9 protein-coding genes are annotated in these 15,720 nt (G+C 72.8%); 6 read left to right on the top strand and 3 right to left on the bottom strand.

Features of this window, described 5'->3' with window-relative positions:
• Window positions 1–1,093, bottom strand: a 1,093-nt coding sequence (locus AE652_RS18020; protein ID WP_159028474.1) for a BREX system ATP-binding domain-containing protein, incomplete at its 3' end; no start/stop codon positions are given.
• 320 nt (window positions 1,094–1,413) lie between these two features.
• On the opposite strand from AE652_RS18020, the gene AE652_RS18015 reads away from it, so the two are divergent.
• The 6 genes from AE652_RS18015 (at window position 1,414) to AE652_RS17990 (ending at window position 13,581) form a co-directional block, all read left to right on the top strand.
• The gene (locus tag AE652_RS18015) at window positions 1,414–2,409 is read left to right on the top strand and encodes a terpene synthase family protein (RefSeq protein ID WP_049652665.1); all 996 of its coding nucleotides are present in this window, start codon (window positions 1,414–1,416) and stop codon (window positions 2,407–2,409) included.
• Window positions 2,409–3,761 (top strand): cytochrome P450, encoded by a 1,353-nt coding sequence (locus AE652_RS18010; protein ID WP_049652663.1) that lies wholly within the window; start codon window positions 2,409–2,411, stop codon window positions 3,759–3,761. The genes AE652_RS18015 and AE652_RS18010 overlap by 1 nt, the downstream gene beginning before the upstream one ends.
• A gap of 240 nt (window positions 3,762–4,001) precedes the next feature.
• Window positions 4,002–5,147: a serine hydrolase gene (locus tag AE652_RS18005; RefSeq protein ID WP_049652661.1), complete on the top strand. Its 1,146-nt coding sequence runs from the start codon at window positions 4,002–4,004 to the stop codon at window positions 5,145–5,147.
• Window positions 5,148–5,651: 504 nt separating this feature from the next.
• Window positions 5,652–10,520 carry a DUF11 domain-containing protein gene (locus AE652_RS18000; protein ID WP_049652660.1) on the top strand — a complete coding sequence of 1,623 codons (4,869 nt, stop codon included), beginning with the start codon at window positions 5,652–5,654 and terminating at the stop codon, window positions 10,518–10,520.
• 85 nt (window positions 10,521–10,605) lie between these two features.
• Window positions 10,606–11,640 carry a ribosome-inactivating family protein gene (locus AE652_RS17995; RefSeq protein ID WP_049652657.1) on the top strand — a complete coding sequence of 345 codons (1,035 nt, stop codon included), beginning with the start codon at window positions 10,606–10,608 and terminating at the stop codon, window positions 11,638–11,640.
• Between the two features lie 126 nt (window positions 11,641–11,766).
• On the top strand, window positions 11,767–13,581 hold the full coding sequence (locus AE652_RS17990) for an amidohydrolase (RefSeq protein WP_049652655.1): 1,815 nt from the start codon (window positions 11,767–11,769) through the stop codon (window positions 13,579–13,581).
• A 110-nt stretch (window positions 13,582–13,691) separates the two neighbouring features.
• Here the strand turns inward: AE652_RS17990 and AE652_RS17985 are convergent, their stop codons facing one another.
• Window positions 13,692–14,687, bottom strand: a complete 996-nt coding sequence (locus AE652_RS17985; protein ID WP_049652654.1) for a clavaminate synthase family protein — start codon at window positions 14,685–14,687, stop codon at window positions 13,692–13,694.
• 41 nt (window positions 14,688–14,728) lie between these two features.
• On the bottom strand, window positions 14,729–15,720 hold a 992-nt coding region (locus tag AE652_RS17980; protein ID WP_049652652.1), incomplete at its 5' end, for a hypothetical protein.

The raw sequence follows: 15,720 nt of genomic DNA, 5'->3' as shown, positions 1-15,720 counted from the left end.
CGGCGGCCTCGTGGACCAGCCGCCGCGGGTCGCCCGGCGCGAGCGCGTCGGACAGCGCGCGGTGCGCCTCGCGGCGCGCGGTGTCGGAGGCCGCGGAGACGACGGCGGTGCGCACCAACGGGTGCCGGAACACCAGTTGCCCGGCCGGGTCGAGCCGGGCCAGCCCGTCGGCCTCGATCCGTTCCAGGATCTCCCGCGCGTTCTCGTCCGCGACCGCGCTCAGCCACTCGCCGCTGCCGAAGTCCGGACTGGCGGCCAAGGCGCCGAGCAGCAGCAGACGGCCGGCCTCCGGCGGCACCGCCCCCAGCCGTTCGGTGAACATCCGCTCCAGCTTCCGCCCCAGCGGCAGCCGCTCCGGCAGTGGCGCGGCCCCGCGCTGCTGGGCGGCCGCGAGCTGGCGCGGCAGCTCCACCAGCGCCAGCTCGTTCCCGGCCGCCTCCGCCAGCACCCGGTCCCTGGCGGGCGCGGCGAGTTCGGGGTAGCGGGAGCCCAGCAGCAGGGCCGCGTCCGTCCGGGGCAGCGCCCGCACGTCGACGGCCTCGGCGGACCAGAGCCGGGCGGCCGGCCCGTCCGGGCGGGTGGCGCCGACGATCACCACCCGCTGCTCGGCGCAGCGCCGGTGGAGGAAGGCGTAGACGGTCGCGCTCGACGAGTCGATCCAGTGCAGGTCGTCGAGGAGGAGCAGCGTCGGGGCGGCCCGCGCCGCCTCCTCCAGCAGGGCCAGCGCGGCGGCACCGACGGCGAGGCCGCTCGGGGCGCCGGGACGGACGCCGAACGCGCTCTCCAGGGCCTCCCGCTGGTGGGCGGACAGCGCGGTGGAGCGCTGGAGCGGCGCCCAGAAGGCCTGGTGGAGGGCGCCGAACGCGAGGTCCGTCTCCGCCTCGGAGCCGACCGCGCGCAGGACGGTGAACCCGCGCTCGCGCGCCGCCCGTTCCACCCAGGCCAGCAGCGTGCTCTTGCCGACCCCCGCCTCACCGCGCAGCAGCACCGTGGACCCGCTCGCACCGTCCACGGCCTGGACCAGCGCCGCCGTCAGCAGCTCCGTCTCCCGCTGCCGGCCGACCAGGACCGGAACCCGCCCGCCGTCCACCACTCTCGTCCCCCTCGGGTTCTCACCGCCCACTCCCCGGGCACCCAAGGCTACAATCCGTCAACCCGCCCCGGCACTACGGCGGGTGCCGCTCCGGGCGCGCAGCGTGCCCAGCCCCGGCTCCCGCCGCCGGCCCGCCGGTTCCCTCCCGGGCCATCCCCCGTGCACGGACGCGCAACCGCCCCGCCTCCCGCCGCCGTAGCGTCATGCGGCGCACCGGCCCGGCGGTCCGCCGCGACCGCCTCACCTTCCGCGGCCACGCCGACCTCACCGCGTCCTTCCGGAACTGACCGCCCCCACACCAGACGAAGGCCGACACACCCATGACCGAGCCCCGCGACGGGCAGCCACCCAGCGCCCCGGACGACCTGTGGTGCCCCTTCCCCTCCCTGACGAACCCCCACGCCGAGCAGGCCGACCGGCAGAGCCTGGACTGGCTGGCGCGCCACCGGCTGCTGGACGGGCGCCACCGGCAGTCCGACCGGATCGGCCGCCAGCGCAGCGGCCACCTGGCCGCGCGGACCAACCCGGAGGTCTCCGCCGGGATGCTGCGCCTGTTGTCCGACTGGTACGTCTGGCTCTTCGCCTTCGACGACGGGTACTGCGAGGACCGCGAACGCGGCGCCGCCCCCGGGCCGTTGGCCCGTACGACCGCCCTCCTCTCCCGGGTGGTCGACCCCGAGCCGCCCGGCGACGGGCTGCCCGGACCGGCCGGCGCCTACGCGACGGCCCTGCGGGAGATCCGGGACCGGATCGCCGCGCAGGCCTCGCCGTCCCAGCTGTTCCGGTGGGAGTGCACGGTCCGCGACTACCTCTCCGCCCAGGTGTGGGAGGCCGCCAACCGGGAGGCGGGCACCGTACCGGTCCTGGCCGAGTACGTGGCCATGCGCCGGCACGCCGGGGCGACGTACACCTGCCTCGCCCTGGTCGACCTCGCGGCCGGCTACGAAGTCCCGGCCGCGGAGGCGGACGGACCGTCGCTGCGCAGGCTCAGGGACCTCACGGCGAACCTGGTGAGCTGGGACAACGACCTGTACTCCCACGCCAAGGAGGCCGCCGGCGGCCAGGGCCGCCACAACCTGGTCGAGGTCCTCGCCCGCCACCACCGCTGCTCCCCGGCCGAGGCCCGACGGTCGGCCGTCGCCATGCGCGACGCCGAGATGCGCGCGTTCGTCGAGCTGAGCCGGACCGTCCGCACGGACGGCAGCGAAGCGGCCTCCGCGTACGCCCGCAGCCTCGGGCTGTGGCTGCGCGGGCACATCGACTGGTCGCGCGGCAGCTCCCGGTTCGACGTGCCGTCCCCCGCGGCGAGGCACTGATGCGCGAGGACGCCGCCCCGCCCGGCAGCGCGCCGCGCGCGCCCGGCCACCTGCCCCTGCTCGGCCACCTGCTCCCGCTGCTGACCCGCCCCGTGCCGTTCCTCCAGTCGCTCGCCGACCACGGCCCGGTGGTGCGGATCCACCTGTGGCGCAGGCCCGTTCACGTCCTCACCGACCCCGGGCTGGTCCACCGGCTGCTCGTCCAGGACGCCGCGAGGACCGAGAAGGGCTTCGTCTTCGACCAGGCCCGCGGCCTGCTGGGCAACGGCCTGTTCATCTCCGAGGGCGCGTTCCACCTCCGCCAGCGGCGCCTGGTGCAACCGGCCTTCCACCGCGACGGCATCCGCCGGTACGCCGCCCTGGCCGCGCGGCTGGCAGCGGCCGCGGTGTCCCGCTGGGAGACCGGGCGGCCCGCGCCGATCGAGCCGCGGATGCACGGACTCGCCCGGGACATCGTGGTCGAGGCACTGTTCGCCACCCGCCTGACCCCCGCCCAGAAGGCCCGGATCGACCGGGCCGTGCCCGTCGTCCTCACCGGATTCGTCCAGCGGGCGCTCTACCCGTCGCCGCTGCTGGAGAAGCTGCCCGTACCGGCCAACCGGCGCTTCGACGCGGCGGTCCGGGACCTGCGCACCACCGTGGACGAGCTCGTCGATCAGGCCGCCGCCCCGCAGCAGGGCCCGGACGGCACACTGCTGTCCCTGCTGCTGACTGCCCGCGACGAGGAGACCGGCCTCGCCATGCCACCGGCCCAGGTCAGGGACGAGGCGGTCTCGCTGCTCCTGGCCGGCACCGAGACGACCGCCACCACGCTCGCCTGGCTCTTCCACGAACTCGCCCGGCACCAGGACCTCCAGGACGGGCTGAGCGAGGAGGTGCGCGCCGTCGCCCCCGACGGCTCCGTGTCCCCGGACGACCTGCCGCTCCTGGAGCGCACGGGCCACGCCATCAGCGAGACCCTCCGGCTCCACACCCCCAACTGGATCCTGATGCGCCGGGCGACGGAGCCCCTCCGGTACGGCAACGTCGTCCTGCCCCCGGGGGCGGAGATCCTCTTCAGCCCGACCGCGCTGCACCGCTCCCCGCGGCTCCACCCCGACCCGTCGCGGTTCGACCCCGACCGCTGGCGCCAGTCCGCCGGCCACGCCCCACCCAGGCTGTTCGTCCCCTTCGGCGCGGGCCGGCACAAGTGCGTCGGCGAGTCCTTCGCCTGGACCGAGATGCTCGTCGTCACCGCAGCCGTCCTCGCCCGCCTGCGCCTCAGCCCGGCCACGGCCACCCCCCTCCGGGAGAGCGCCACCGCCGCCACCGTCCGCCCACGCGGCCCGCTGCTCGTCGCCGAACCCCGGTGATCCGCCGGCGGCCGGCGCGTGCGCGCAGGGGCAGGCCCCGGTGCCCGGGTACGACGACCGGCCGGCGGACGTGGCGGCGGTGGCCGTACTGCCGTGAACCCGCCATTCCTGCGGATACCGGGGGATAACCCCACCCACGACCGGGTGGGTAGCGGCATCGTCGCAGGTGGTCCGCTCCGGAGAGGGTTGGGGCAGCGGCGTGACCCGCCGGCTTCCTCGACAAGCAACCGGAGTTGATGCATGCGCAATCAGGCGCAGCAGACCGTCCACCCGTCCCGGCCCAGGAAGGTCCTGGTGGCCGCGATGGCCGTCGGTGCCCTGACGACGGGGGTGCTGGCCCCGTCCGCGGCCTTCGCGGCACCGAAGCCGGACACCGTCCAGCAGGGCCTCGACGCACTGGTGCGGGACGACGGCATCGTCGGCACGCTGGCGAACGTCGAGAAGGGGCACGGCCGAGCCCGCAACTACACCGCCGGGGTGGGTGACCTGGCCACCGGGGCAAAGGTCCCGGTCGACGGTCAGGTGCGGATGGGCAGCAACACCAAGGCGTTCACGGCGGTGGTCGTGCTGCAGCTGGTCGGAGAGGGGAAGATCGGCCTCGACGCGCCCGTCGAGACCTACCTGCCGGGCCTCGTCCGCGGGGACGGCATCGACGGGCGGAACATCACCGTCCGTCAGCTCCTCCAGCACACCAGCGGGCTCCCGGAGTACCTGCGGGGTGATGCCTCGTTCCACTACTACGAGCCGCGCGACCTCCTCGACAACGCACTGCGGTTCAAGGCCGACTTCGCCCCTGGCGACCGGTTCAACTACAGCAACACGAACTACCTCGTGGCCGGCCTGATCGTCCAACGGGTCACCGGCCGCCCGCTCGCGGCGGAGATCGACCGCCGCATCGTCAAGCCCGTCGGCCTGCGCCACACCTACTTCCCCACCCCCGGCGACACGACCATCCGCGAGCCCCACCCCAAGGGCTACTACCGCGAAACCCCCGACGCACCCCAGCAGGACGTCACCGAGACCGACCCCTCCTTCGGCTGGGCCGCCGGTCAGATGATCTCCACCAACTCCGACCTCAACCACTTCTTCTCCGCACTCCTCCACGGCGGCCTCCTCCCACCCGCCCAGCTCGCCGAAATGAAGAAGACCGTCCCCGCCGAGGCCGTCGGCCCCGGCGCCGCCTACGGACTCGGCCTCGTGAGCAGGCCCCTGCCCTGCGGCGGCCTCTACTGGGGCCACGGCGGCAGCTTCCCCGGCTACGAGACCCGCGGCGGCGTCACCGAGGACGGCAGCGCCGCGGCCAACATCGCCGTGACCTCCCGCCCGACCGACAAGGCCGCCTTGAGGCACGTCGAGAACGTCGTCGAAGCAGCCCTCTGCCGCTGAGGCCGCTCAGGCCGCTGCGCCCGGACAACACCGGCGTACGCACCGATGGTTCCGCGGTTCCGGCCTCCGGCCCGGAGCGGGGTACTCCCCCGCTCCGGGCCGGAGGCCGTCTACCCGGCAGCTCCGCGATGCCGAAGGGCCGCATCAGCCTCAGCGGGTCGGCGCACTCGAACGCCTCGTTGGCGAGCCGGTCCTGGCCGTCCGGCGTCACGCCCTCGGCCGGTCCGCCGGACGGAACCCGGACCGGGCAACGATCCGAGCGGACGCTCCCGCCGGGCGGAATCCGCACACGATTCGTACAGTGACAACTGCGGAGCGAGACCCCGCGTCCCCGCCATGGCGCAGCAGCGGTCCGGCTCGAACGGACCTGAGGCGGGACGCCGGCCGGCGCTGCCCATCAGAACCCGCCCGGCCGGAGCGAAGGACCGTGCCCACCCGCCGTTCCCCACCGGCTTCCGGTCACCCCTTCCCGCTGAGCAGTCCACACCGAGGAGCAGCAGGACGATGGCACGTACGGCAGCCACCAAGAGAACGGCGAGCGCCCGGCGGCGAGCGGGCGACACGGACGAGGCAAAGGTCGCCGATGCCTCGGTCAAGGCGGAGTTCCTCGGCGACGACACCCACATCGACCCCGGCTCTTCGGACAGCAAGGGGACCGTCCTCGAGAACGCCACGCTCGACTTGAGCCAGGGCACCGTGCAGCCTCCCGAACCGGTGGCGGGCGAGAAGGCGGTCCTCTCCTGGACGGTGACGAACCTCGGGCCCGACGACGTCACCTCCGCCGTCTGCGAGTACGACATGGGGGACGGTCTGAGCGAAGTCGACTTCACCATCGACGACAAGCGCGCCCCGGAGCACAAGCTGCCGCCCTTGAAGCATGGCGAGAAAGCCGTGGCGGCCCTCACCGTGCAGATCGCGCCGAACGCCGGCATCCCCCTGGGTGTCCTGTTCGGTGTCCACACCGCCGACGCGACGCCAAACCGGCAGACCATCGTGGACCCCGTGTCGAAGGTGGACCTCTCCCTGACGGGTGACCCCGCCGACGACACGGTGCCGGCAGATCAACCCGTCAGTTTCCGTTGGAAGGTGGAGAGCAGAGGACCGTCCAGCGCAGAAATGGTGAGCGTACGGGCCACCCCTCCGGCCGGGGTGCGCTTTGACTCTGCCGACAACGGCGGAACCCTACAAGCCGATGGCAGCATCCTCTGGCAGCTCGGCTACCTGGACCCACCCCAATCGCGCACGGTGACGGTCAAGGCGAAGACCTCCCCGACCACACGGGACACCCTGGTCGCCACCGCCGTGGCGACCTTCAGCAGGCCGGACGGCTCTGGCAGTCCGGCAACCACCCCGCAGGTACCCGTCACCCTGAAGGTCCAGGAACTCGCCACGCTCACCTGCACAGCGGCCGCCGTCCCCCCGCAGACGGTCGCCGGGCGGGACGAGGTCACCTACACCTGGACCTTCCACAACGAGGGCCCCTCCGTCGTCCGGGGCCTCGCCGTCACCGCGACGCTGCCGGACGGTCTGGCTTTCGTCTCCGCCACCGACCATGGCACGCTCCAGAAGGGCGGCATCGTCAGCTGGGCGCTGCCCCCGGTCGAGTCCGGCGACACGTCCGTCGCCGTCACCGCGAAGGTCGACCCCGGGGCCCTCGGCCCGCTGACCGCCTCGGCGAAGGCCTCCGCCACGACCCTGGATGCCAAGACAAAGAAGCCGATCAAAGTCCCGGCGACCGAGGCGACCGTCACCGCCACCGCAGAGGCCGTGCTGTCGCTGCGCGCCGAAGCCACCGACCCGGCCCAGGTGGTGGCGGGTGACCGTGACCACCCCGCTGCCTTCCGGTGGACACTCACCAACAAGGGAAGTTCCACGGCGACCGGCGTCACCGCACGGGTCACCCTGCCGCCCGGCGCCACCTTCGTGTCCGCCACCCCGACAGCCACTGTCAAGGGCACGGACATCAGCTGGGATCTGGGCCCCCTCCCGCCGAACTGCCCGGCCGACCTCACCCTCCGTGTCTGGCCCGCCCCGGAGGTTCGCGGCTCGCTCACCCTCAAGGCCGGCGCTGAGGCGCAGACACTCGACCCCCGCACCGGGAAGCCGGCCAGAACGCCCGAGGCACCGGCCACGGTCCAGGTGGCGGTGCAGGACCGACTCGAGATCATCGAGACCCGGTTCAGCCCGGACACGGTCCAGGAGGGCGACCAGCTCGCCCTGGCCTGGAATGTGAGGAACACCGGTCCGTCCCTGGCCCGCAACGTGACCCGTACGGTCAAGCTGCCGAGCGCCCTGAGCCTCGCCGACGGCCAGCAAGCCACCTATCCTCAGGAGGAGTTGGCGCCCGGCAAGGCCGGCGGATGGTTCACGGTCGTCACGACGGTCGGCGACACGCAGGACCACCAGGTCACCGTCACGGGCCTGTTCACCCGCGATGGCTCCACCGAGGCGACCAGCAAGGACATCACCATCCCCGTCAAACAGGGGAAGGGCAACTTCCGATTCCCCTTCGACTTCGGGCCCTTCGGCTTCCCGCCCCCGTTCGGCGGCGAAGGCAGCGGAAAGGACCACGACGAGTCGGACGACGATGACGACGACGACGAGAAGGACAAGACCACCACACTGAAGTTCACCAAGGCGAAAGCCGATCCGGAAACGGTCGACCCCGGCAAGTTCCTGACCTACTCCTGGACCCTCAAGAACACCGGTCGCAACGTCACCGCCAAGAACATCTACGTGTCGATCACCCTGCCCGCCGACGTCAAGCCGACGGAGGTTCACGGGCTGCCCGCTACCCCCACCCCCAAGATGATCATCGGCTACCTGGGTTCGCTCGCCCCGGGCAAGACCCAGGACTTCTCGGTGAAGACCGTCGTCGACGACGGTGCCACCGGCTCGCTGCCCGCCCGAGCGTACGCCTGTTCCGCACAGGCCCGCCCGGCCTGGAAGACCGCCGAGGCCACCGCCCGCGCCTCGTCCCAGCTGGACCTGACCGGGGCGGTAACCCCGAACCCCGCCGACGCCGGAAAGCGGATCACCTACCACTGGACGCTGGCCAACAAGGGGCCCTCCGACGCGTCCGGGCTCACCGTCCGGATCACCATGCCCGACCAGGTGTCCGACCCGAAGGGCCTGGTCACCGAAGGCGGATCGCAGACGGCACGTTGGGACGAGCCGAAGAGGCAGCTCGTCTTCGACTCCCTCGGCACGCTGTCGAACGGCCAGCAGCTGACCCTCGAGGCCACCGCCACCGTTCGCAAGGATGCCGCCGGCCCGCTGGAGGCGACCGCCCACGCCCAGGCCACCGACGCCGCCGACGCCAAGAACACCCTGACGGCCGAGGTCAAGGTCGCGTTGAGCCTCACCGGCGAGGCTGTCCCGCCTGCGGTGGTCGCCGGGCGCGACCTGACCTACGTGTGGACCCTCGCCCACGCCGGCGGGCCCGCCGCAGAGAAGATCGACCTCACCGCCGGCCTGCCGGCCTCCCTCACCTACCGCGCTTCCTCCCACGGCGGAGCGACGTCGGACGGCAGAAGGGTCCAGTGGCCGCCGATCGACCTCAAGCCGGGCGAGCAGCGCGCGGTCACGGTCACGGCCCTCGTCGACCCGGCCGCCAAGAACATCCCCGCCGTGACCGCCACCGCCAAGGCGGGCGACACCGCCGACGCCACGGGCCGGATCGGCTCGGTGCAGGTCACCCGGGCGAGCGCGCTCACGCTCAACGGCATCGGCACCCCCAGCCCGGTGACGGTGGGCGAACATGCCTCGCTCGTCTGGACGGTGGTCAACCGCGGCCCGTCGGTGGCCTCCGGCGCCGTCGCCGACCTCACGCTGCCACCCGAACTGAGCAATCCCAAGATCACCGTCTCGAACGGCAGGAAGGCGCCCGTCCAGGCCAGTCCGACATCCCTGCCCGACCTCAAGCCCGGCCTGTCCGTCACCGTGACCGCCACCGGCACCACCACCGCCGACGACCTGACCCGGGCGCCGGGCACGGTGAGCGGACGGGCCGTGGTCAAGGAGGAGGGGCAGACTCCGGCCGACGCGGCCGCGCGGATCGAGATCGACTCCGACGCCGTCCTGACCCTCACCCCGGACCCGGACGCCGCCGACCTCCGCACCTTCGATGCCGGTGCCACCGTCCCGTTCACCTGGACGGTCGCCAGAACCGGCACCTGCGCCACCGGCCCCGCCTCCCTCCAGGTCGCCCTGCCCCCGGAGCTCACCGTCACCGAGGCCCTGATCGACGGCCAGGCCCCGTCCTCGCTGTCGCAGAGCGACGGACACCTCACCCTCGGCCTCGACGGCCTCGCCACCGGGAAGCAGACCGTGCGGGTCACCTGCCGGGTGTCGCCCCGAGCTCCCGCCACCACGGCGAAAGGCCCCGATCCACTCGCCGTCACCGCACTGCTCTTCGCGGACGGCGCGAGCCCGGTCATCCACACCGCACGGCTGAACGTCACCGTCCGCAGCACCGTACGGATCAGCGCCTTCCAACTCCCCTACCCGGTCACCGCCGGCGGCGAGAGCGTCCTGGTCTGGTCCCTCGGCAACGACGGGCCCTCCAGCGCCCGGGACACCTCGTTCGTCCTGACGCTCCCGAAGGACTTCGCCTTCCTGGACGCCACCGTCGACACCGCCCCGCGCAGCGGCACCGTCGATCCGGCGCACCCCGGCCGGTGGACCGTTCCCGTGGGAGAGCTCGCACCGGGCGAGGCCGCGCAGATCGCCGTACGGGTCGCCGTCTCCCCCGACCCGGCCGGCCCGAAGGCCGCCGTCACCCGGTCCGCCACCGTCGGCACCACGACCGGTCTGGCCTCCGGCAGCGACCCCGTGCCCATCGGCAGCACCGCGCAGGTCGCGATCACCACGACGGTCTCTCCCCCCGCACCCCTGGTCGGCGACAACGTCACCTACGTCTGGAACCTCACCAACACGGGCCAGAGCACCGTACGCGGGGCCACCTTCGAGGTCACCGTGACGGGCGAAGGGTTCGTCCCCGACCACGGATCCACCGTCGCCAAGGTCACCCCGTCCGAGGACGGGAAATCCCTCACCGTCGTCTTCGTCGTCCCCGCGCTCGCGCCGGTGGCCGAGCAGACGTTCACCCTGGTCGGGAAGGCCACCACGGCCGTCATTCTGGTGGCCATGCCCGTGGTCAAGGACGGGACGGGCAAAGCCCTCCAGCCTCCGGGCCCTGAGAAGCGCACGCAGGTCGGCCGCATCACCACGCCCCCGCGTACGACACGGACCTCCCGCACCGCGCCTCGCCCGACGGACGCGAAGCCCCGCCGGGCCGCAGCCAAGCGCACGACGCCCGCCAAACGCACGGCGGCGCCCGCCGGGCGACGCAAGCGCCTCCCCGCCTCCTGAACCGCCCTCCGGCCGCACCCGGTCGCGCGCAGCCCCCTCGCCTCCGACCCGCGCGGGCCCATCGGGCCCCGAAAGAAGTCACCCCATGCCCGAGCCCTCCGCACACCGATACCCGTCCGTCCTCGCCATGGGCCTCGCGGCCGTGTCCCTGGCCGCCTGCTCCGGCACTCCGACCGCCGACCCACAGGCAGCACCGCAAGCCCCACAGCTCCCCGCGCTCCTGGAATTCGGGGAGCCGCAGTGGAAAGGCGCGGACGCCTATGCCGCCTACATCGCGTCGATCCGCGACGCCGTGGCACCCGCTGCTGACGTGGAGATCTCCGTCGGCATGCGAAGGCTGCACGTCAGCCCGTCTATTCAGCAGAAGGTGGTGGACGCCAAACCCAAGAATCCCAAGTCATACACGACGGAGGACTTCGTCGGGCTCCGGATCACCAGCCGCGACCAGTCGCAGCACATCACCTTCCTGATGCGCAAGGACGACCTCTACGTCATCGGCCTGTACAACGAGGACAAGAACAGCTACATCCGATTCGAAACACCCGAGCAGAAATGGCGCGACTATCCCTTCCCTGCCGATCGGACCGGCAGCTGGACGAAGGGCACGCAATACCCCAAGCTCTGCGAAAAGATCAGCTCTGGAAGGCTGGAGATAACGGACAACAGCCTGAACAGCGCGGTCAAGGAATTCGCCGACAAGGGCAACGGAGCTGACGGAGCATCCCTGTGCCAACCGGCCGTTCTCTTCGCCGAAGCCGCACGGTTCGCCCCGATCACCGAAGCGGTCCAGGCCGGATGGCCACAGGCCGGCAAGGCCACCACCCTGAACACAGACCTGCTGAACTACATGACGAACTGGTCCGATATGTCGAAGTACGCCTTCTGGAAACCGGCGCAGAAGAGCTCCCGGGGAGAGAAGGACAGATTCGGCGCCAATGACTTCAACGTCGGCCCGCAGGAACCCCCGCAGTACGTCCACCGCACGGCGGTGAAGCCGATCGTGTTCGAGGTCGTCAGCGTCTACAACGGCAACGGCAGCAGAGCGGGGCGATGCGGCGGGGTGTTCGTCGCGGACAAGAAGGGAGACGGCCCTTGCGCGCCCGCACCCGGCGACTCCTGATGGTCCACCTCACAAGCCGTACCTACCCCAGCGCCGTACCCGAGCAGCGTTCAGATTCATGTTCACACCCCGATAGCCACGGGTAGGCAGCGGATCACCGAACGTAGGCAGCGGAAGGGAACCGGAATGAGCGGTCAGCCGGGAGTGACGACGGACGCCGGCGATGTCCAGGCTGCGGCACCGTACGACGAGGCCGATGTCATCTTCCACGGCGGTGAGATCGTGACGGCGGCCGCCGACTCCCAGGAGTCCGATCCCCGTCCCGAGGCGGTGGCCGTCAAGGACGGAGTCATCGTCCACGTCGGCGACTACCAGGAGGCCGTCGACCGCTGGCAGGGCCCGCGGACGAAGGTGCGGGACCTCGCCGGGCGCGCACTGCTGCCCGGGTTCATCGACGCCCACGGCCACCTGGGCGGCATCGGGCTGCAGGCCACCCTCGCCAACCTGCTGGCCGCCCCGGACGGCGACGTCACGGACATCGACTCGCTCCTGGACAAGCTGCGCGCATGGGCGAAGACACCGGTGGGCGCCTTCTCCAAGTGGATCATCGGGTTCGGCTACGACGACGCCATGCTCGCCGAAGGCCGTCACCCCACCCGCGAGGATCTCGACAAGGTGTCCACCACCCGGCCGGTGCTGGCCATCCACCAGTCCTTCCACCTCGGGGCCGTGAACAGCCGGGGCCTGCGGGAGTTGGGCTACACCAGGGCCACCGCCGACCCGGACGGCGGCGTCATCCGACGCCAACCCGGCCCCGTGGCCCGGCCGTTCGGCGAACCCAACGGCGTCCTGGAGGAGACGGCCTTCAGTCCGGCCTCCGAAAAGGCCACCGAGGGGCTGCCGTTGACCGCGATGGCCGCCCTCTTCAGCAAGGGCGTGGCGTCGGCCGCGAGCTTCGGCTTCACGACCGTCCAGGAGGGCGGCGCCACACTGAAGAACCTGAAGGCCCTGCGGGACGCCGCGGCCCTCAAACCCTTCAAGATCGACGTCGTCGCCTACGCACGGGCCGACGAGGCCACGGCCTCACCGGAGCCGGACCCGGTCGGCGCGAGCCAGGAGTACCACCGGGGCGTGCGCGCGGCCGGGGTGAAGATGTACCTGGACGGATCCCCGCAAGGCCGCACGGCCTGGCTCACCGAGCCCTACAAGGAGCGGCCGGAAGGCACCCCCGAGGGCTACTCCGGCTACCCCACCATCGAGGACCCCAAGGTCGTCCTGGACCAGGTGAGCACCGCGTACGCCAGGGGCTGGCAGGTGCTGGCGCACGTCAACGGCGACGCCGCGATCGACCAGTTCATCGAGGCGGTCCGGACCGCCTCCGCCGAGGTCGAGCCCGCCGACGCCGACCGGCGGACGGTGGCGATCCACGCCCAGACCGCCCGCGAGGAGCAGATCGAGGACTTCGCCCGCCTGGGCGTCATCCCGTCCTTCTTCTCCATGCACACGTACTACTGGGGCGACTGGTACCGCAAGACCGTCCTCGGGCCGGAGCGGGCCGCCACCATCTCCCCCGCCCGCTGGGCCGTGGATCGGGGGATGGTCTACACCTCGCACCACGACGCCCCGGTGGCCCTGCCCAACTCGATCGCCATCCTCTCCAGCCAGGTCACCCGCCGCACCCGCACCGACCAGGTCGTCCTCGGGCCCGAGCAGTGCGTGTCGGCCCTGGACGCGGTCAAGTCCATCACCATCCACGCCGCCCACCAGTACTTCGAGCAGGACCGCAAGGGCAGCATCGAGGTCGACAAGCTCGCCGACCTGGTGATCCTCTCCGCGAACCCGCTGACGGTCCCGCCGGAGGAGATCAAGGACATCGCCGTCGCCGAGACCATCAAGAAGGGCACCACCATCCACCCCGCCACCGCGGCCGGCACCGACGGCGACGCCTCCGAGGCCGGACTCGAGGCCCCGACGGACTACCAGTGGCACGGCTGCTGCTGACATCGCGTCCCGGGCTGCGGCCACCCAGGGCCTCCGCGCTCGGGTGGCCGCACCGTACGTGCCGTTCGCGGCGGGCGGGGGCTGGGGGCGCCCCCACCCGTCACGGCCGGTCAGCGGGCGAGGACGTGGCCGTCGTCCGGTCGGTGGTCGCGGGAGCGGCGCAGGTCGGCGGTGACGTAGGTGCGTTGCAGCCAGCGGTCCGCCCCGTCGTAGCGGGGCCGGAAGGCGGTGCGGCCGTGGACGGTGACGCGGTTGTCGATGACGACCAGGTCGCCGGGCGTCAGGCGCAGGGTGCGGGCGGTCGCCTCGCAGGCCCGGCCGAACGCGGCCAGCGCGGCGGTGGCCCGAGGGGTGAGCGGGGCGGTGACGAGTTGGGCCATGCGGATGTCGGGGTCCTCGGCCGCGCCCGACAGCACCGGTCGGGGTTCGGCTCCGGCCCCGCTCTCGGCGTCGGGGCCGAAGGAGGGCGGCGGCGTGGTGCGGAACTCCGCTGCGGACAGGGCCTCCCGCTCGGCCGGGGTGAGGAGGGGCAGTGCCTGGCGGATGCCGGCGACGCGCATCCCGGCGGTCCGGTCGTGGTCGGCGCGCAGGCACAGGAAGACCACGTAGTCCGGCGGGTGGGGGTGGAAGCCGTTCTCGGTGTGGAAGGACAGCGGCACCGATCCGGCGTTGCCGTGGAAGGCCTCCTGCCCGGGCACGGGCACGACGTCCTGCACCAGGGCCCCCGACTTCTCGGCCAGGTAGGCGAGCGGCTCGCCGAGCCCGCAGGCCACCATGGTGAGCAGCGCGGCCGGGACGGTCGCCTGCCGCTGGACCGAGCCGGGCACGGCCGGTGTCGGGGGCAGGGCCGCCCGGTCGACGGGCAGGCCGCCGATCACCAGGGTGCCGCGCGGGCCGGAGTGCCGTCGGAACCGGCGCACCGCCCGGCGCAGCGGCAGCGGGAGTTCGTCCCAGGCGTCCCGGGCCCGTGCCACCCACGCGGGGCTGTCGACCTGGTCGCCCCCGTCGGCGGACAGGGTCCGGGCCAGGCGCTCGCACGTGTCGGCGTCGGCCGGGCCCAGGTTCCAGTCCGCGGCGGCAGCGGTGTTGTGGGTGGTACCGGGCATCGGGTCTCCTGCCGGGAGTGTGGACGGGCGGACACGCGGACTCACGAGTGGCGCAGGCCGGCCACGGCGTCGGCGACGTAGTGGTCCCCGAATCGGATCAGGGGGGCGTACTGGGCCGCGCGGCGGTGGCGCATCTGCCGTAGTTCGGCGACGGCGTTGTCGGGGCCCTCGGGCCGCTGGGCGATGGAACGGCGCAGCCGGACCATCGAGTACGCGAGGGTGACGTGCCGTTCGGCGTCCACGATGTCGGCTTCCAGGAGGGCGTCCCGCGCCTGGGCCAACTCGGGGTCGCGGTCCGCCAGTTGCTCGTAGGATTCGGGGACCAGCGTCAGCAGGTCCTTCATCGCCGCCCGGAAGAGCTTGTACCCGCGGTGCTGGCGCCCGCTGAGCGGGATGTCCGTCGACGGCGGCGCCATGGTCCGGCGGATCGCGGCCATGTAGTAGTCGGCCGGGATCGTACTGGCGTGGTTCATGGCCGCAGGGAAGCCGCGCACGTACTCCGTCGCGTCCGCCAGCCGCCCCAGTGCCGCGTCGCCGTCACCGTCGCGCAGGTGGCGGGTGGCGTCGGCCACGGCGACCGCGGCGCAGACGTTGAACAGCACGTGGACCTGGTGCCCGATGAGCCAGCGCGCGCTCCACGCGCGCTCCAACGACGGCCCCGCACCGGGCTCCGGGACGGCCGGCGCCGGAACGGGCCCGGATTCGGTGCCCGGCGCGACTCCGGTGAGGTCGAGCACCGACCGCCGGATTCCGGCCAGCTCCAGCGCCAGGTCGGCACCCGACAGCGGAGCCTCGCAGAGGTCCTCCAGACCGCGGTGGATCACCAACAGGCCGTGCAGGGCGGCCTGCTGGTCCGACAGCTCCACCTCGCGGACCCGGAAGTACGACTGACTGGTCGACTCCGCCGGCACGTCCTCACCCGGCAGGGCCGGAGCCAGCGCCGCCAGCGCGGCCACCACCCCGCCCGCTGCCGCGGCGGCCTGCCGCAGCGCGGCGGTCCGCTCGACCGGTCCGGCATGGGTGGCCACCCCGG

This window comes from Kitasatospora sp. MY 5-36 (genome assembly GCF_001182915.1).
Taxonomy (GTDB): Bacteria; Actinomycetota; Actinomycetes; order Streptomycetales; family Streptomycetaceae; genus Kitasatospora.
This window is presented reverse-complemented; position numbering and strand designations above follow the sequence as displayed.